The sequence below is a fragment of the Symbiobacterium terraclitae genome, assembly GCF_017874315.1.
In the GTDB taxonomy this organism is placed as follows: domain Bacteria; phylum Bacillota; class Sulfobacillia; order Symbiobacteriales; family Symbiobacteriaceae; genus Symbiobacterium; species Symbiobacterium terraclitae.
Genome location: NZ_JAGGLG010000003.1, coordinates 64,614 through 81,062, shown reverse-complemented (window position 1 = coordinate 81,062; position 16,449 = coordinate 64,614). Strand labels below are relative to the sequence as shown.

Sequence of the window (16,449 nt, the reverse complement as noted above, 5' to 3'; positions counted from 1 at the left end):
GCGAAATCCTCAGAATTCACCCGCGGGGATGAGTCTGCCAAAAACAATAGCACATGAAAAGCCTGCCTGATATGCGGAATTCACCCCATCGGGGGATGGGAAATCCCGCATTGATCGGCCAATGTTGCCGGAGGGAGGGCCCGGCTACCACCGGGGGGTGATTTTTCGGAATCACCCCCCGATTCACACCCAAAGGTGATGTGGGCCTGTGCCATAATCGGCGTCGGACGGGAGGTGATGCCCGCTGCGGCGCATGTCACGCAAGCGCAGGCTCAGGCAGAAGGCGATGCGGGCGCTCGGTCGGCAGATCCGGGAATCCGGCGGGAAGCTCCCGCTCTTGCTGATCCCGGTCACGCTGGTGATCTCCAGCCTCACGGCCGGGCACGTCACCGGCTCCACCCTGGCCTCCACCTACGATGCGGCGAGGGCTCCCGGCATCGATCTGAGGACACTCACCACGTCTGAGGTGCTCCGGTTCAGCTCCGGTCGGGTTCGGCTGATGCCGGATTCCGCAGCGGACCAGGCCGGGTCCGTTGTCGTGCGCACGTTCCAGATCATGAACATCAGCGACCGGCACGTGACCCTCTCGGTCGAGCTGACCGGGATCCCCTGGGCGACGGTGGAGCTGTCCAAGTCGAAGCTCGGCCCCGGCGAGACCGCAGAGATCATCGTCAGCGGCACGCCCGGGGAGCCGGGCACCTGGACCGGCGAGCTGACCGTGTACGGCATGGGCGGCTTCCTGGAGCTGGGGATGGAGTTCACGGTCGTCGTCCTCCCCGAGCCGGACCTGGATCCGTGTGCGCCGGTGGGCTCGAAGCGCGGTCCTTCGGCCGGCAAGGAGATCCTCCCGGTCACCGACGGGTTGCCGGTGGAGATCGTGACGCCGGTCGGCGAGGAGACCGCGGCAGAGGAGGAGGCCGCGGCCGGGGATGAGGTTCCGGCCGACGACGCGGCACCGGTTGACGATCAGGATGCTGTCGAGGATGAGACCCTGGGGGCCGAGACGCCGGTCGACGACGAGGTCCCGGTGGTGGACGACGCTCCGGCCGATGACGAGGTCCCGGTGGTGGACGACGCTCCGGCCGATGACGAGGTCCCGGTGGTGGACGAGGCTCCGGCCGATGACGAGGTCCCGGTGGCGGACGAGCCTTCCGCCGGGGACGGGGCTCCGGTTCAGGACGAAGCGCCGACCACGGGTGAGGCACCCGGCCGCCCGCGGTCTGAGGATCCCTGCGATCCCGCCCGCACGGTTCCGACGCCGGTCCTCGAGTGCCAGCCGGCTGTGGATGCCGCACTGCCCGAGGAGACCGAGGGCGTGGAAGCGCCGCAAGCGTGTGACCCACCCGCAGCAGCACCTCCGGCGCCCGAGGAACTGCCGGATGGCGAGCCGGTCAGCGAGCCGCCCGTAGAGACCGACCCGGCTGACGAGCCCGCTGAAGATGCTGAGGAGGGTGAGCCGCCGGCTGATGGCAATCCGGCCGACGAGTCTACCGGGGACGCCCCCGCGGCGGACGAGGAGCCCGGTGAGGATGGCCCGGCCGACGACGCCGGCGAGGAACATCCCGGGACGGGCGAGGAGCCCGCTGACGGCGATCCGGCCGGCGAGTCGATCGAGGGCGACGCCGAGGCGGACGAGGATCCCGCTGATGGCAGTTCCGCTTCCGATCCCAGCGAGGATGATGCCGAGATCGGCGAGACGCCTGCGGAGGGTGACGCGGTCGACGATCCCGCCGAGCGTGACCCCGGCGAGTCGGTTGAAAGCGACGCGCCATCAGGTGGGGCCGACGGCGCGGACGATGACCTCGCCGACTCCGGGGGCGATGCGGCCGACGCCGAACCCGCAGCAGACCAGGCCCAGGACGATGTTGATCACGCAGATGCAGGGGGTCAGGACGCGTGAAGCTTGTCTTGCGAATCCTCAACGGTGCGGTCACGGCCGTACTCGCCGTCATCCTGGTCGCCACGGTCGCGCTGGCCATCACCGCCCGCAGGTCTCAAGATGGCATGCCGTCAGTTCTGGGCTACAAGGTCCTGTCGGTGCTCAGCGGCTCCATGGAGCCGGCGATCAAGACCGGCGACGTGATCATCGTCGAACCGCTCAAGCCTGACCACGAGATCAAGGAGGGCGACGTGATCACGTTCCGTGCGGCCGACGCACCCGAAATGCTCATCACCCACCGCGTGGTCGGCATCGTGTCGGTCAACGGCGAGCCCACCGCCTACGTGACCAAGGGCGACAACAACGACGCCGTGGACCTCTCTCCGGTGAGCCGTTCGCAGGTCGTCGGTATCCAGCGCTGGCGGGTGCCTTACTACGGCTACCTCCGTGAGTTCATGCGCAAGCCTGTGGGCATTGTCTCGCTGGTGATCGCACCGGGCGTGCTGCTGATCGCCATGGAGATCCGCAAGATCGTGCAGGTGGTCATGGAGGAAGAGCGGGCCAAGAAGGCCGAGAAGGAGCCCGCCGACGCCCAGTCCCCCAGCTAGTCTCCTGCAGCGCAGCTGCAGTGCAAGGTTTACCCAGCACAGCCTGGGTAAGGACTCCAGTCCTATCACTACAACACATGGAGGATGAGACGGTATGAAGAAGATCCTTATGTCCCTCGCGACCGTGGGTGCCCTTTCCGCGCTGATCACCGGCGCCAGCTTCGCCCTGTTCACGGCCCAGACCGAGAACATCAACAACACCTTCAGCGCCGGCACGGTGACCCTCGGCAATGTGGCCCTCGGTTCCTGCGATATCGGCGATCCCAACAACCTGGCTCCTGGCGACAGCGGCTCCTGCACGGTCAACGTGACCTACTCGGGCAGCCTCGAGGCCTTCATCGGTGTCCAGTTCTCGACGGAGGGCGCCCTCTTCGAAGGCTCTCATCCCGTGACCGTCTCCCTGTCCGGCGGCGTGGGCGACCACAACGGCTACTACCTGCTGGGCAAGTACGACGATGGTGACACCGCCTCGGTGACCGCCGACTGGTCCTTCCCGCTGGCGGCCGGCAACGAGTACCAGGGCGCCAGCGGCACCGTCAACCTGAAGTTCGTGGCCGTCCAGGCGCGGAACAACACCGACGCTGACGGCAAGCCCATTTCCTGGAACTAAGCAGACCGGAGGTCCCCGCCGGGATGAGCACACGTCCCGGCGGGGTCTCAGTGAGGAGGAGCCCGGATGAACAAGAAGCTTCTGTTGACGATGGGTGCAGCCGCTGCGATCGCGGCCGTGTCCGCCGGCGGTACGCTCGCCCTGTTCACTGACTCCAAGAGCGCCAGCGCCGATTTTGTCGCCGGAACGCTGTGCCTCGACAGCGAACGCAATGACGGCGACACGGTTCCCGGCCCGATGTTCTACATCACAGCTGAGCAGGGCCGGACGACATCGGGCGCGCCGGGTCTGCTTCCCACCGGAGTGTGGGCTCCCGGCGACTCGCATACGCGGACGCTGACCGTCTACAACGGCAACCGCCCCGAGTGCAAGACGAGCATGGATGCGTGGCTCACGGCGGTGGAGGCCCGCCTTACCGAGGGGATCGCTGACCAGTACGTCGCCCTGGCCAGCCAGCTGAACGTCGTGGTCAAGACGCCTCAGGGCGGCGGTCCCGACGTGGTGGTGGCAGAGGCGCCGCTCAGCGACTTCCTGGCGGGGCCCGTGACCATCCTCTACCCCGATGGCGACAAGATTCCCCTGGCGTACCCCTCGAACCGGCACATGAAGTTCGAGGTCGCCTTCGACAGGGACGCCGGCAACGAGTACCAGGGCAAGACCCTGGTGGTGGACTTCGTGGTCCATGCCGAGCAGCAGCGGAACAACCGGTAGTGGTTGACGTGCCCAATCCCCGGGCCCGCATGGCCCGGGGATTGGGAGCAGCCGCTCAGTCGTGCACGCGCTTTTCCTCAGAGCGAAAATCTGCGAGCGGGGCGTCGCGCGCCCCACTGACCCTGAGCACTACTGTCTGTCACATCATCACTGGGATGGTGCTCCGCCCCCGCTCGAGCTGATACGCGACATCCGATCGGGGATGAAACGACAGACACGCCTCCACGGAGAACGAATCGCCAAGGGTCCATCGCCGGGTCGCTGACCCGGGTCACAACGCAGATGGGAGGATGTGATGGGATGCTGCGCAAGTGGGTCTTGGTCGCCTCGCTGGTGGGCGTCACCGTCCTCGGCGGGGCAGGCTTCACGCTGGCCCTGTTCACGGACTCCGTCCAGTCCGGAGGCCAGGATTTCGTGGCCGGTACGCTGGCCCTCGAGGGCAACCGGGTGGACGAGACGCTGGAGGGCCCAATCTTCTACATCAGCAATACGGATGACGGCGCTGCGGGAGACTTGCCCGGCGCCCGGGAAACCGGTCTCTGGGCTCCCGGAGACTCGCACATGCGCGAGTGGCAGATCGAGAACATCGGCACGCTCGCTGCCCGGCTGACGACGATCAAGGTCACTGAGGATGCCGCGCGCACCGTCAAGGGTCCGAATGGCGAGGACCTGGCAGACGTCCTGCAGGTCACTGTCCGGGACGTGCACGGCAACGTGCTGGCCTCCGGTACGCTGGCGTCCTTCTTTGACGGCAGGTCGCTCACGCCCGCCGTCGTGCTCGAGCCCACCGACAACCTCGACCTCTACATCACCGTTGAGCTGCCCCTGAACACCGGCAACGACTACCAGGGCTTGAAGACGGTTGTCACCTTCACGGCCGTGGCCGAGCAGGTCAGGAACAACCCGTAGCCTCGGGCAAAGGAGGAGAGCGCGCGTGAAGCTGCCGTTTCGCAAGGCGATCTCATGGCTGGTCGCAGCCAGCATGATGGCGGGCATGAGCCTGTCGGCTGCCCCCACCATGGCAGACGAGTTGGACCGCGGTGAAATCCCCCCCTATGAGGGCGGGTTGAACGAGGACGAAGCCGGTCTGCTCGATCCACTCACGGGCGAAGGGGAGCTGGCTGAGGTCGACCTGGCAACCCCTGTTCCGGAGGGTGACGCAGAGGCGGAGTTTTCCGTCCTCAATATTGTGGTACCGGGCAGCGCCACCAAGGAGCAGCTGGCCATGGCGATCGTGGGGCCCCTGATCGACCATGATCCGGGCCGGCTGGCCGACGTCGAGTACGAAGGGTCCAAGAAGGCTGCGTCCTCGGGAACCTTCACCGGCGGCGGGGGCATCATCAACATCGAGCAGGGCGCCGTGCTCACCACCGGGAAGGCGGTCGACGTCGGGGCCGCCCCGAACAAGACCTGGAGTTTTGACTCGGGCTCGGGGGCCGACCCCCTCCTCTCGCTCATGCTGCTGCAACACACCACCAACAGGTCGGTGTTGGAGTTCCGGTTCCGCCCGGTGCGCAGCGGGACCATCTCTTTCAACTATGTCTTTGGTTCGGATGAGTTCGAAGTCAAGAATCCCGGTAACCGCCGTAACGATGGCTTCTACTTCCTGTTCGACGAGTGGCTGAAGCTGGATGCCGTGGACAACATCGCCACGCTGCCCGGCGACAAGACGGTATCGGTCTACAACCTGCAGAACAGCGGCCTGTTGATCAACAATCCGCCCGGGCCTGACGAGAAGAAGATTGCCGTAAACGGCTTCAGTCAGGTTCTGACGACCAAGGAGGTACAAGTTCAGAAGGATAAGTGGTACAATATTCGGATTGGCATCGCCGATGCATGGGACGCTGAGTATGACTCGGCCGTCTTCATCGGTCCTGGGTCCTACAAGGACACCGAGGGCCCGAAGTGGCCGAAAGGCGCGGCGCTCGACGTCGTTGAGCAGTGCGGGATCGTGACGCTGACCTGGCCCGAGGCGAACGACTCCTCGCCCCCCGTGGAATACGCGGTTCAGGTCAACGGTGCGGAGCAGGGCAGGACGCAGGAGCGCACCTTCACCCTCAGCCTGGCTCCGGGCGCATACCGCTTTGCGGTCGTACCGAGCGACGCCCAGGGGAACCAGGGTTCCGCCTTGTCCAAGGACCACACTGTTACCTTCACGCCCGGCAGCGGGGGCGGGATCTCCTGGCTGACACCCGCGGCCGTTGCGAACGGTGAAAGCTTCCATATCCAGTTCATGCACGGCGGCTGCGCAGGTGGCGAGTTCGACAAGACCGTGGCGGTCAAGGTCAGGGACACGAACGACAACAACAAGCTCCTCGCCGGTTTCGTGTACAACCAGAGCATCACGTTCGATGAGGCGACCAAGGTGTACAGTCAGCTCTTCGACACCAGCCGGTTCAACGTCAAGGATACTGTGATCCGGATCTTCGTCTACTTCGGCAACAAGCTTCGCGGCACCTGGGACGTCATCGTAGGCGCCGAATAACCGCCCAGCGCAGCAGCACGAGTTCAGCCACCAGCCGCTTCGCCGCACCGTGCTCCCAATCGGTCAGGTTCAGCGCCGCTGTCGAAAACTCTTCGGCTCTTCCTTCGAACCTTTCTCCCCCCTGATCCGTGTTAAGGGTAAAACCAGTGAAAGGCGGCGAGAGAGATGAGCGGTCGCGTGGCACACCGAGGCCCTGGTCACGTGAGTGTTCCGGTGTCCCTTGGCGTTTGGCTCCGTTACCAAGTCGAATCGATCCCGCGCGTTGCGGCCAACGGCGGCCACTTCTCCGCTCGTTGTGCGGCTGCCTCGCTGCGGCTGAAGCTCGGGGCTGCACTCCGGGCCAATCTGATCGATGCCAACACCGCCAGGGAGCTCGGCGAGATGCTGGATCAGATCGGCCAGGTGGAGGAACCGGCGTAGCCCTTCCGTCTACATCGGCGGCCACCTCCGGGACGTCCCGGAGGTGGCCGCTTGTTCTGAACGTTACAAAGAAGGTGGTCTAGTCTGGCTGTCGAAAACTCCTAAACATTCGTCTCTGCAAGCCGTACACCGAGGTGATCGCCCTTGTCCGATTCGCGCGACCGCATCGCGGCCGAGCAGGAGCGGTGGCACCGGGAAGTCGCCGCGCCGAGCCTCGCCAGGGTCCCGGAGCGAAAGCCCGAGTTCACCACCAACTCGGGCCTGCCCGTGCAGCGGCTCTATACCCCGGCCGATGTGCCGGTGGACTACCTGACCGACCTGGGCTTCCCCGGCGAGTACCCCTTCACCCGGGGCGTCCAGCCCACCATGTACCGCGGCCGCTTCTGGACGATGCGCCAGTACGCCGGGTTCGGCACCGCGGAGGCGACCAACGCCCGGTTCCGCTACCTGCTGGAGAACGGTCAGTCCGGCCTCTCCGTCGCGTTCGACCTGCCCACCCAGATCGGTTACGACTCCGACTCGCCGCTGGCCGAGGGGGAGGTGGGCAAGGTCGGCGTCGCCATTGACACCCTCGCGGACATGGAGACGCTCCTGGCGGGCATCCCGCTGGACAAGGTCTCCACGTCCATGACCATCAACGCCCCCGCCGCGGTCCTGCTGGCCATGTACATCGCCGTCGCCGAGAAACAGGGCGTGAAGCCGGAGCAGCTCTCCGGCACGATCCAGAACGACATCCTGAAGGAGTACGCCGCCCGCGGCACTTACATCTTCCCGCCGGGCCCCTCCATGCGGCTCATCACCGACACCTTCGCCTACTGTGCCCGGCACGTCCCCCGCTGGAACCCCATCTCCATCTCCGGCTACCACATCCGGGAGGCGGGCTCCACCGCCGCCCAGGAGGTGGGCTTTACCCTGGCCAACGGCATCGCCTACGTCGAGGCCGCCATCGCCGCCGGGCTGAAGGTGGACGACTTCGCGCCCCAGCTTTCGTTCTTCTTCAATGCCCACAACGACTTCTTCGAGGAGGTCGCCAAGTTCCGGGCCGCCCGGCGGCTCTGGGCGCGCATCATGCGGGAGCGCTTCCGGGCGCAGAACCCGCGCAGCTGGATGCTCCGGTTCCATACCCAGACCGGCGGCTCCACGCTCACCGCCCAGCAGCCCATGAACAACATCGTGCGGGTGGCCCTGCAGGCCTTCGCCGCCGTCTGCGGCGGGACCCAGTCGCTGCACACCAACTCGATGGACGAGGCCCTCGCCCTGCCCACCGAGCAGTCCGTGATGGTCGCGCTGCGCACCCAGCAGATCATCGCCCACGAGAGTGGGGCTGCGGAGACCATCGACCCCCTGGGCGGCTCCTACTACGTCGAGCACCTGACCGACGAGATTGAGCGGCAGGCCCGGGCGTACATCGCCAAGATCGACGAGCTCGGCGGGGCGGTGCGGGCGATCGAGCTCGGCTACGTCCAGCGGGAGATCCAGGAGGCGGCCTACCAGTACCAGCGGCAGGTGGAGAACGGCGAGCGGGTGATCGTCGGCGTCAACCGGTACCAGGTGGACGAGCCGCCGCCCACCAACCTCCTGCGGGTCGACCCGGCGGTGCAGGAGGAACAGATCCGCAAGCTTGCGGCCGTGAGGGCCCGGCGGGACCAGGCCGCCGTGGACCGGTCGCTGGCTGCCCTGAAGACCGCGGCCGCGGGCACGGCGAACCTGATGGAGCCGATCCTGGACGCCGTGAAGGCCTACGCCACGCTCCAGGAGATCTGCGACGTGCTGCGGTCGGTCTTTGGCGAGTACCACCCCTCGGAGGAGCTGTGACACCATGGAGCGCAAGGTTCGCATCCTCGTGGCCAAGCCCGGCCTCGACGGCCACGACCGGGGGGCCAGGGTGGTCGCCCGGGCCTTCCGGGACGCCGGGTTTGAGGTGATCTACACCGGACTGCGCCAGACGCCCGACCAGATCGCCGAGGCGGCGCTGCAGGAGGATGTCGACGTGGTGGCGCTCTCCATCCTGTCCGGCGCCCACAACACCCTGCTGCCGCGCACCGTGGCCGCCCTGCGGGCCCGCGGCCTCTCCGACGTGCTGGTGGTGGCGGGCGGCGTCATCCCCGCGGAGGACATCCCCGGGCTGAAGGCCGCCGGCATCGCCGAGGTCTTCACCCCCGGCACGCCGACCCGGGCGGCCATCGAGTTCATCTCACAGCACGTCAAGCCCGGCTGACGGTTCATGAGCCCAGCCAGGGTGCGCGACTTTCTTTTTAGGAGTCGGTTTTAGGATCTGGTCATAAGAAAGGTGACGTGCTATGATGATGGGGATCGACCACATCGGTATCGCCGTCCGGGACCTGGATGGGCAGGTGAGCCTCTACCGGGACCGGCTGGGGCTGGCCTTCGAGGGCATCGAGGAGGTGCCGGCGCAGAAAGTGCGGGTCGCCTTCTTCGCCGCAGGCAGCTCCCGCATCGAACTGCTGGCCTCCACCTCGCCCGACGGGCCGATCGCCCGGCACATCGACAAGCGGGGCGAGGGGCTGCACCACGTGGCCTACCGGGTGCCCGACATCCGGGCCGCCATGGCCGAGGCTGCGGCGAAGGGGTTCCAGCTGATCGATCAGGAGCCCCGCCCCGGCGCCCACGGGACCCTGGTGTGCTTCCTGCACCCCAGGTCGACCGGCGGCGTGCTGACCGAACTGGTGCAGCACACGAGGAGTGAGCATTAGCGTGAGCATGGAGGACCTGGTCGCGGAGCTGGGGGCGCGCGAGGCCCGGCTGCGCCTGGGCGGTGGGGAGAAGGCCCTGGCGAAGCGGAAGGAGCAGGGGAGGCTGACGGCCCGGGAGCGGCTGGACCTCCTGTTTGACCCCGGCTCCTTCGTCGAGATCGATCTGCACGTGCGCCACCGGGGCACGGAGCTGGGCATGGCCGAGCGGGAGACGCCCGCGGAGGGGGTCGTGACCGGCTTCGGCACCGTGGACGGCCGCACGGTCTACGCCTTCTCGCAGGACTTCACGGTGATGGGCGGCTCGCTGGGGGAGATGCACGCCCGGAAGATCCAGAAGGTGCAGGAGATGGCGCTCAAGGCCGGCTGCCCCATCGTCGGCATCCAGGACTCCGGCGGCGCCCGCATCCAGGAGCACATCGACGCCCTGAACGGCTACGGCCGGATCTTCTTCAACAACACCCTCGCCAGCGGGGTGATCCCCCAGATCTCGGTGATCATGGGGCCCTGCGCCGGCGGGGCGGTCTACTCGCCCGGCCTCACCGACTTCATCTTCATGGTGGACAAGACCAGCTACATGTACATCACCGGGCCCGAGGTGATCAAGGCCGTCACCGGCGAGACCACCACCCATGAGGCGCTGGGCGGGGCCCAGGCCCACTGCGAGCGCTCCGGCGTCGCCCACTTCCGGGCGCCCGACGAGCCTTCGTGCCTGGCGGCCGTCCGCCGGCTGCTCTCGTTCCTGCCGTCCAACAACGTGGACGACCCGCCCCCCGGGCCGGCCACGGACCCCATCTGGCGGGCGGAGGAGCGGCTGCTGCACATCGTGCCCGACAACCCCAACAAGCCCTACGACGTGAGGGAGGTCATCACGGCCGTCGTCGACGGCGGCGACTTCCTGGAGGTCCAGCCCGGCTGGGCCATGAACATGGTCGTCGGCTTCGCCCGGCTGGACGGGCGCACGGTGGGCATCGTCGCCAACCAGGCCCGGGTGCTGGCCGGCTGCATCGACATCAACGCCTCCGACAAGGCGGCCCGATTCATCCGGTTCTGCGACGCCTTCAACATCCCGGTCATCACCTTCGTGGACACGCCCGGCTACCTGCCGGGCACCGCGCAGGAGTACGGCGGCATCATCCGGCACGGGGCGAAGCTGCTCTACGCCTACTGCGAGGCGACCGTGCCCAAGCTGGTGGTCGTGCTGCGCAAGGCGTACGGTGGCGCGTACCTCGCCATGTCGTCGCAGTCGCTGGGCGCCGACTTCACCGTCGCCTGGCCGACGGCCGAGATCGCGGTGATGGGCGCCGACGGCGCCGCCAACATCCTCTTCAAGCCCGGTCCCGAGGTGGAGGACCCCCAGGCGGCCCGGGCCGAGTGGGTCGCCCGCTACAAGGAGAAGTTCAACACCCCCTACAACGCCGCCGGCCGCGGCTTCGTGGAGGCGGTGATCGACCCCCGCCAGACCCGCCCGCTGCTCGCCCAGGCGCTTCGGGCCCTCGGGACGAAGCGGGAGTCCCGCCCGGCGAAGAAGCACGGCAATTTCCCCGTGTAGGCGGCGGAAGGAGGATTATCCGATGACCAGACGGTTCAGGGTTACCATCGGCGGCGTGACGTACAACGTGGACGTGGAGGAGCTCGGCCCCGTGGCACCGGTTGCGCCCGCCGCCCCGGCTGCGGCCGCCCCGATGAGCGCCGCACCCACGGTCCCCGCCCCGGCGCCGGCCCCTGCCCCTACGTCGGCCCCTGCGCCGGCCGCACCGGCTGCCGCGGCGCCCGTGGCGCCGGCCGCGCCCGCTCCCGCTCCCGCTCCCGCTGCCGCCGCCCCGTCCGGCGACGGCCAGCCGGTCTGCGCCCCGCTGCCGGGGATGATCGTGGACGTGAGGGTGACGGTCGGCCAGAAGGTCAACTCGGGCGACGTGGTGGCGGTGCTGGAGGCCATGAAGATGGAGAACGACATCACCACCCCGTACGCCGGTACGGTGAAGCAGGTCCTCGTGAGCAAGGGCGCATCCGTGAGCATGAACGACCCGCTGGTGGTGATCGGCTGATGGGGCAGGAGCGTGCACAGGTGCCGGTGGACATCGTTGCGGTGATCACGGCGGCCATCTCCGCCGCCCTGGACCAGCCCCCGGGGACTTTCGCCATCCGGGCCATTGAGCCCGCCGGGGTGACGGCCGGAGCCCAGGGGCCGTATGCGGCCGGAACACCGGGTGCGGCCGCACTGGCGGCGGCCAGCGGCTGGTCACGGGCGGGCGTGGTGCAGGCTCACCTCACCAGGGCCCAGTTCGGCGGGCGGACCCGGTAGCGGCGTTCAAGCCAGGGGAGGAGAGGGGAACGAATGTTTCAGAAGGTCCTGATTGCCAACCGGGGCGAGATCGCCATCCGGATCATCCGGGCCTGCCGGGAGCTCGGGATCAAGACCGTCGCGGTCTTCTCCGAGGCCGACCGGGAGGCGCTCCACGTGCGCATGGCCGATGAGGCGCACTACATCGGTCCCGCCCCCTCGAATCAGTCGTACCTGTCGGTTCCGGCGATCATCACCGCGGCGACGGCCAGCGGCGCAGACGCCATCCACCCCGGATACGGCTTCCTGGCCGAGAACCCATTTTTCGCCGAGGCCTGCCGGCAGTGGAAGATTGCCTTTATCGGCCCCAACCCGGAGGCGATCCGGGCCATGGGGATGAAGGACGCCTCCAAGGCGCTGATGAAGAAGGCCGGCGTGCCCACCATCCCGGGCTCCGACGGGCTGGTCGAGTCCGAGTCCGACGCGCTCGCGGTGGCGGAGGAGATCGGGTATCCGGTGATGGTGAAGGCCACGGCCGGCGGCGGCGGCCGGGGGATAAGGATCGCCCACACCCCGGAGGAGCTGGTCCAGGCCCTGCAGAAGGCGGCCAGCGAGGCGGGCGCGGCCTTCGGCAACGCCGCCGTCTTCCTGGAGAAGTACATCCAGGTGGGGCGCCACATCGAGGTGCAGGTGCTGGGCGACCAGCACGGCAACGTCATCCACCTCGGCGAGCGCGAGTGCTCGATCCAGCGCCGCCGGCAGAAGGTGCTGGAGGAGGCACCGGCCCCGTTCCTACCGGAGGAGACCCGCCAGCGCATCCGCGAGGCCGGCGTGCGGGCGGCCCGTGCGGTGGGCTACGACAACGCCGGCACGGTGGAGATGATCTACGACGAGATGTCGGGGGAGTTCTACTTCCTCGAGATGAACACACGCATCCAGGTCGAGCATCCGGTGAGCGAAGCGGTGACCGGCATCGACCTGGTGAAGGCGCAGATCCGGGTGGCCGCCGGCGAGCCCCTGCCCTGGAAGCAGGAGGACATCGTCATCCGGGGCCACGCCATCGAGTGCCGCATCAACGCCGAGGACCCCGACAACAAGCTCTACCCCTCGACCGGTACGGTCACGGCGCTGGAGGTGCCGGGCGGCCCCTGGACCCGCTGGGACGGCATGCTCTACCCGGGATTCAAGATGATGCCCTTCTACGACTCGCTGGTCGGCAAGCTGATCGTGTGGGGAGAGGACCGGGCGGACGCCATCGCCAAGATGCAGCGGGCGCTGGCCGAGTTCCGGGTGGAGGGCATCAAGACCACGGTTCCGGTGCACCAGCGCATCCTGGCGTCGTCCGACTTCCGGGAGGGCCGCTTCTCCACCGAGTGGCTGGAGGGTTTTCTGGGAATGAAGTAGAAGAGGGCCGGGCAGCACGCCCGGCCTTTTGCAGTCTGAGCCGGCGATGTGCGACCTGGCCCTCAGGCAGCGCGAGGAGGCCTCGTCACGTGGACGTCAGCAAGCAGCAGATCCGCCGCCGGATGATCGCCGCCCGCCAGGCCCTGTACCCGGACGAGCGGGCGCGCCGCAGCGGCACGGCGCAGGAGGCCGTGCTGTCCGCGCCGGAGTGGCACCAGGCCGGGGTCGTGCTCCTCTACATCCCCGTGCGCGGGGAGGCCGACACGGCCCTGTTGGCCGCGGCCGGTGTTCAGCAGGGCAAGCAGCTTCTGCTGCCCCGGGCGGAGCAGGGCGGACGGCGGCTCTGGCTCCACCGCTGGGACGGCACGGCCGACCAGCTGGCGCCGGGGGCGTTCGGCATCCCCGAGCCCCTGCCAGACCTGCCACAGGCGGAGCCCGCTGCGGTCGATCTGGTGGTCGTACCCGGGGTCGCATTCGACCGCCGCGGATACCGGCTGGGGTACGGCGGCGGCTACTACGACCGGGCCCTGCCCGGCATGGACCGGGCCGTGAAGATCGGCCTGGGTTACGCCTTCCAGCTGGTGGACCTCCTGCCCGCCGAGCCCCACGACGTGCGGCTCCACGCCGTGGCCACGGACGAGGGCCTGCTGCGGTTCCACTAGCCGCACGCGTCCCTACTTGTCGCCGTGCTCCACCCATTCGGGCTGCACGGCGATGCCGTTTTCGGGGAACACGGCAACCTGGGGGACGTAGTAGAACATCATCTGGGGGTTCCGGTTGAACCACTCGGAGACGAGGTCGGCGGTCCAGATTGCGGCAGCCTGTTCCAGGGCAGAGGGGGTCAGTGGCAGGACGGTGCGCTTGCCCTCCAGTTCGTAGGTCAGCACCGACCGGTCTGCCGGGATCGCATCCAACGGCACGGCGATCCGGGTGCGGTTGTGAAGGACGGAGCCCGGGAGCTGCCGGAAGTCGATGGGCGAGAGGAACACGCCCGAGTTGCGGAAGGGGCCCAGGAGCGGCTCGGCCCACTCTGCGTACAGCGACCGGAAGAACGGCTCAAGCTGGCGCCAGCGCTCGGACTCGGGAAACGCGCTGAGCGGGAGCAGCCCGCGCTCCAGGATACCCGGCAGGGCCTCCTGGCCGCCCAGCATGTAGTGGTACAGGACATCGACCCGACAGACCGTAGCCAAAATAACATCACCTCAGTAAGTTTATACGCCAAAACACCTCCGAGTCCTGGTGGGTGGCCCCTCCGGTGGCATAGCGTCTGTTCTGGTTGACTGTTGGTGCGGGGCCTCGCAGGGGGCGGAGCGATTAGCCACCTGCGTGCGGCTGCGTCCCCGTCAACAGTGAAGCAGAACAGACCGTATGCAGTTCGCCGTGGGTGCGGGCGCCCCCATCAACAGTGAAGCAGAGCAGACCCTATGTAGCCCGCCGGGGGCGCCTGCGCCCCCGGCAACAGCGAGGCAGAGCAGACCGTATGCAGCCCGCCGGGGGTGCCCGCGTCCCCGTCAACAGTGAAGCAGAACAGACCGTATGCAGTTCGCCGTGGGTGCGGGCGCCCCCATCAACAGTGAAGCAGAGCAGACCCTATGTAGCCCGCCGGGGGCGCCTGCGCCTCCGTCAACAGCGAGGCAGAGCAGACCGTATGCAGCCCGCCGGGGGTGCCCGCGCCCCCGTCAACAGCGAGGAAGAACAGACCGTATGCGGCCGGCCGAGGAGACGTGCGGCCGGCATTAACGGTATGAACGAGGCCGGGGGACATCGCCCCCCGGCCTCAAGACCCAACCCGGCTGTTCCGTCCAGGCGCCGGTGGGCGGCCTACTCGGGAGAGGCCCAGGCCCGGGCCCGCTCGACGGCCCGCTTCCACCCGGCGTACCGCCGCTCCCGCTCCGCCGCGGGCATCGCCGGCGTGAAGCCCCGGTCCAGGGCCCATTTGTCGGCCAGCTCGGCCTGGCTGCGCCAGAAGCCCACGGCGAGGCCGGCCAGGTAGGCGGCACCGAGCGCCGTGGTTTCGGCGACCTTGGCCCGGTCGACCGGAACGCCCAGGATGTCGGATTGGAACTGCATCAGAAAGTTGTTGGCGACCGCGCCGCCGTCGACCTTCAGCCGGTTGAGCCGGATGCCCGAATCGGCCTCCATCGCCCCGATCACGTCGCGGGTCTGGTAGGCGATGGCCTCCAGGGTGGCCCGGGTGATGTGCGCCCGGCCAGTGCCCCGGGTGAGGCCGACGATCGTGCCGCGGGCGTACATGTCCCAGTACGGGGCGCCGAGGCCCACGAAGGCCGGCACCACGTAGACGCCGCCCGAGTCGGGCACCGACAGGGCCAGCGCCTCCGAGTCGGCGGCCTTGTCGAAGAAGCGCATCTCGTCCCGCAGCCACTGCACCGCGGCCCCGCCGATGAAGATCGAACCCTCGAGGGCGTACTCGACCCGGCCGCCGAGGCCCCAAGCGATGGTGGTGAGCAGGCCGCTCTTGGACGGCACCGCCCGCTCGCCGGTGTTCATGAGCAGGAAGCAGCCGGTGCCGTAGGTGTTCTTGGCGTCGCCCGGCCGGAAGCAGGTCTGCCCGAAGAGGGCAGCCTGCTGGTCCCCCGCGACCCCGGCGATGGGGACGGCCGCCCCAAGCACCTCCGGGGCCGTCTCGCCGTAGACGTGCGACGAGGGGAGGGCCTTCGGCAGCATGGAACGCGGGATGGAGAGCTCAGCGAGGATCTCCTCGTCCCACGCCAGGGTGTGGAGGTTGAACAGCATCGTGCGCGAGGCGTTCGAGTAGTCCGTGGCGTGGACCCGGCCGCCGGTCAGGTTCCAGATCAGCCACGAGTCGATGGTGCCGAAGCGCAGCCGACCCTGCTCGGCCTTCTCCCTGGCGCCGGGGACGTTGTCGAGGATCCACTTCACCTTGGTGCCGGAGAAGTAGGCGTCGATCACGAGGCCCGTCTTGGCCCGGATGCGGTCGGCCCAGCCGCGCGCCGCCAGGTCGTCGCAGATGGGGGCCGTGCGGCGGCACTGCCAGACGATCGCGTTGTAGACCGGCTCGCCGGTCTCGGCATCCCAGACCACCGTCGTCTCCCGCTGGTTGGTGATGCCGATGGCCGCCACCTGGTCCAGCGCCACGCCGGTCCGCTCCAGCACCGCGCGCGCAACCCCGAGCTGGCTCGACCAGATCTCCCGGGGGTCGTGCTCGACCCAGCCCGGCTGGGGGTAGATCTGCCGGAACTCCCGGCTGGCCTGCGCCACCGGCCGGCCATCCTGGTCGAAGAGGATGGCCCGGGAGGAGGTCGTGCCCTGATCCAGCGCCAGTACATACCGTTTCGTCATCGCCGCAGCCTCCCAG

At 68.2% G+C, this 16,449-nt stretch carries 17 protein-coding genes; 15 read left to right on the top strand and 2 right to left on the bottom strand.

All coding sequences use genetic code 11. The features are described 5' to 3' along the window. Positions 1-286 precede the first annotated feature (286 nt). The 15 genes from J2Z79_RS02790 to J2Z79_RS02720 all read left to right on the top strand — a co-directional run bounded on the left by J2Z79_RS02790 (position 287) and on the right by J2Z79_RS02720 (position 13,774). Positions 287-1,900, top strand: a complete 1,614-nt coding sequence (locus J2Z79_RS02790; RefSeq protein WP_209465335.1) for a hypothetical protein — start codon at positions 287-289, stop codon at positions 1,898-1,900. Next, positions 1,897-2,487 (top strand): signal peptidase I, encoded by a 591-nt coding sequence (locus tag J2Z79_RS02785; protein WP_209465334.1) that lies wholly within the window; start codon positions 1,897-1,899, stop codon positions 2,485-2,487. The genes J2Z79_RS02790 and J2Z79_RS02785 overlap by 4 nt, the downstream gene beginning before the upstream one ends. Positions 2,488-2,581: 94 nt before the next feature. Further along, positions 2,582-3,097 (top strand): TasA family protein, encoded by a 516-nt coding sequence (locus tag J2Z79_RS02780; RefSeq protein ID WP_209465333.1) that lies wholly within the window; start codon positions 2,582-2,584, stop codon positions 3,095-3,097. Positions 3,098-3,163: 66 nt separating this feature from the next. Continuing rightward, positions 3,164-3,808, top strand: coding sequence for a SipW-dependent-type signal peptide-containing protein (locus J2Z79_RS02775; RefSeq protein ID WP_209465332.1), 645 nt, complete (start codon positions 3,164-3,166; stop codon positions 3,806-3,808). A gap of 300 nt (positions 3,809-4,108) precedes the next feature. Continuing rightward, positions 4,109-4,717, top strand: coding sequence for a M73 family metallopeptidase (locus J2Z79_RS02770; RefSeq protein WP_209465331.1), 609 nt, complete (start codon positions 4,109-4,111; stop codon positions 4,715-4,717). Positions 4,718-4,742: 25 nt separating this feature from the next. Next, on the top strand, positions 4,743-6,293 hold the full coding sequence (locus J2Z79_RS02765; RefSeq protein ID WP_209465330.1) for a choice-of-anchor L domain-containing protein: 1,551 nt from the start codon (positions 4,743-4,745) through the stop codon (positions 6,291-6,293). 213 nt (positions 6,294-6,506) lie between these two features. Beyond that, on the top strand, positions 6,507-6,713 hold the full coding sequence (locus tag J2Z79_RS02760; protein WP_209465329.1) for a hypothetical protein: 207 nt from the start codon (positions 6,507-6,509) through the stop codon (positions 6,711-6,713). A 144-nt stretch (positions 6,714-6,857) separates the two neighbouring features. Next, positions 6,858-8,528 carry an acyl-CoA mutase large subunit family protein gene (locus J2Z79_RS02755; protein WP_209465328.1) on the top strand — a complete coding sequence of 557 codons (1,671 nt, stop codon included), beginning with the start codon at positions 6,858-6,860 and terminating at the stop codon, positions 8,526-8,528. Between the two features lie 4 nt (positions 8,529-8,532). Continuing rightward, positions 8,533-8,931 carry a cobalamin B12-binding domain-containing protein gene (locus J2Z79_RS02750; RefSeq protein ID WP_209465327.1) on the top strand — a complete coding sequence of 133 codons (399 nt, stop codon included), beginning with the start codon at positions 8,533-8,535 and terminating at the stop codon, positions 8,929-8,931. 85 nt (positions 8,932-9,016) lie between these two features. Further along, positions 9,017-9,427: a methylmalonyl-CoA epimerase gene (gene mce, locus J2Z79_RS02745; RefSeq protein ID WP_342589402.1), complete on the top strand. Its 411-nt coding sequence runs from the start codon at positions 9,017-9,019 to the stop codon at positions 9,425-9,427. 7 nt (positions 9,428-9,434) lie between these two features. Then, positions 9,435-10,976, top strand: a complete 1,542-nt coding sequence (locus J2Z79_RS02740; protein ID WP_209465427.1) for an acyl-CoA carboxylase subunit beta — start codon at positions 9,435-9,437, stop codon at positions 10,974-10,976. Between the two features lie 22 nt (positions 10,977-10,998). Next, entirely contained in the window at positions 10,999-11,472 is a 474-nt protein-coding gene (locus J2Z79_RS02735) for a biotin/lipoyl-containing protein (protein WP_209465325.1), read from the top strand. Further along, positions 11,472-11,729 (top strand): hypothetical protein, encoded by a 258-nt coding sequence (locus tag J2Z79_RS02730; protein WP_209465324.1) that lies wholly within the window; start codon positions 11,472-11,474, stop codon positions 11,727-11,729. The genes J2Z79_RS02735 and J2Z79_RS02730 overlap by 1 nt, the downstream gene beginning before the upstream one ends. A gap of 33 nt (positions 11,730-11,762) precedes the next feature. Then, positions 11,763-13,112: an acetyl-CoA carboxylase biotin carboxylase subunit gene (gene accC, locus J2Z79_RS02725; RefSeq protein ID WP_209465323.1), complete on the top strand. Its 1,350-nt coding sequence runs from the start codon at positions 11,763-11,765 to the stop codon at positions 13,110-13,112. An 89-nt stretch (positions 13,113-13,201) separates the two neighbouring features. Beyond that, positions 13,202-13,774 carry a 5-formyltetrahydrofolate cyclo-ligase gene (locus J2Z79_RS02720; RefSeq protein WP_209465322.1) on the top strand — a complete coding sequence of 191 codons (573 nt, stop codon included), beginning with the start codon at positions 13,202-13,204 and terminating at the stop codon, positions 13,772-13,774. Between the two features lie 12 nt (positions 13,775-13,786). Here the strand turns inward: J2Z79_RS02720 and J2Z79_RS02715 are convergent, their stop codons facing one another. Together J2Z79_RS02715 and glpK are read right to left on the bottom strand one after the other, a co-directional pair. Further along, complete coding sequence (locus J2Z79_RS02715) at positions 13,787-14,302, bottom strand: hypothetical protein (RefSeq protein WP_209465321.1); 516 nt, start codon at positions 14,300-14,302, stop codon at positions 13,787-13,789. Between the two features lie 631 nt (positions 14,303-14,933). Then, positions 14,934-16,433 (bottom strand): glycerol kinase GlpK, encoded by a 1,500-nt coding sequence (gene glpK / locus J2Z79_RS02710; protein WP_209465320.1) that lies wholly within the window; start codon positions 16,431-16,433, stop codon positions 14,934-14,936. Positions 16,434-16,449 lie beyond the last annotated feature (16 nt).

Bases quoted from the DNA above. Each gene is read 5' to 3' on its own strand.
- J2Z79_RS02790 (WP_209465335.1), top strand. From the start codon at position 287: ATGCGGGCGCTCGGTCGGCAGATCCGGGAATCCGGCGGGAAGCTCCCG.
- J2Z79_RS02780 (WP_209465333.1), top strand. From the start codon at position 2,582: ATGAAGAAGATCCTTATGTCCCTCGCGACCGTGGGTGCCCTTTCCGCG.
- J2Z79_RS02775 (WP_209465332.1), top strand. From the start codon at position 3,164: ATGAACAAGAAGCTTCTGTTGACGATGGGTGCAGCCGCTGCGATCGCG.
- J2Z79_RS02770 (WP_209465331.1), top strand. From the start codon at position 4,109: ATGCTGCGCAAGTGGGTCTTGGTCGCCTCGCTGGTGGGCGTCACCGTC.
- J2Z79_RS02750 (WP_209465327.1), top strand. From the start codon at position 8,533: ATGGAGCGCAAGGTTCGCATCCTCGTGGCCAAGCCCGGCCTCGACGGC.
- mce (WP_342589402.1), top strand. From the start codon at position 9,017: ATGATGGGGATCGACCACATCGGTATCGCCGTCCGGGACCTGGATGGG.
- J2Z79_RS02740 (WP_209465427.1), top strand. From the start codon at position 9,435: ATGGAGGACCTGGTCGCGGAGCTGGGGGCGCGCGAGGCCCGGCTGCGC.
- J2Z79_RS02735 (WP_209465325.1), top strand. From the start codon at position 10,999: ATGACCAGACGGTTCAGGGTTACCATCGGCGGCGTGACGTACAACGTG.
- J2Z79_RS02730 (WP_209465324.1), top strand. From the start codon at position 11,472: ATGGGGCAGGAGCGTGCACAGGTGCCGGTGGACATCGTTGCGGTGATC.
- accC (WP_209465323.1), top strand. From the start codon at position 11,763: ATGTTTCAGAAGGTCCTGATTGCCAACCGGGGCGAGATCGCCATCCGG.
- glpK (WP_209465320.1), bottom strand. From the start codon at position 16,433: ATGACGAAACGGTATGTACTGGCGCTGGATCAGGGCACGACCTCCTCC.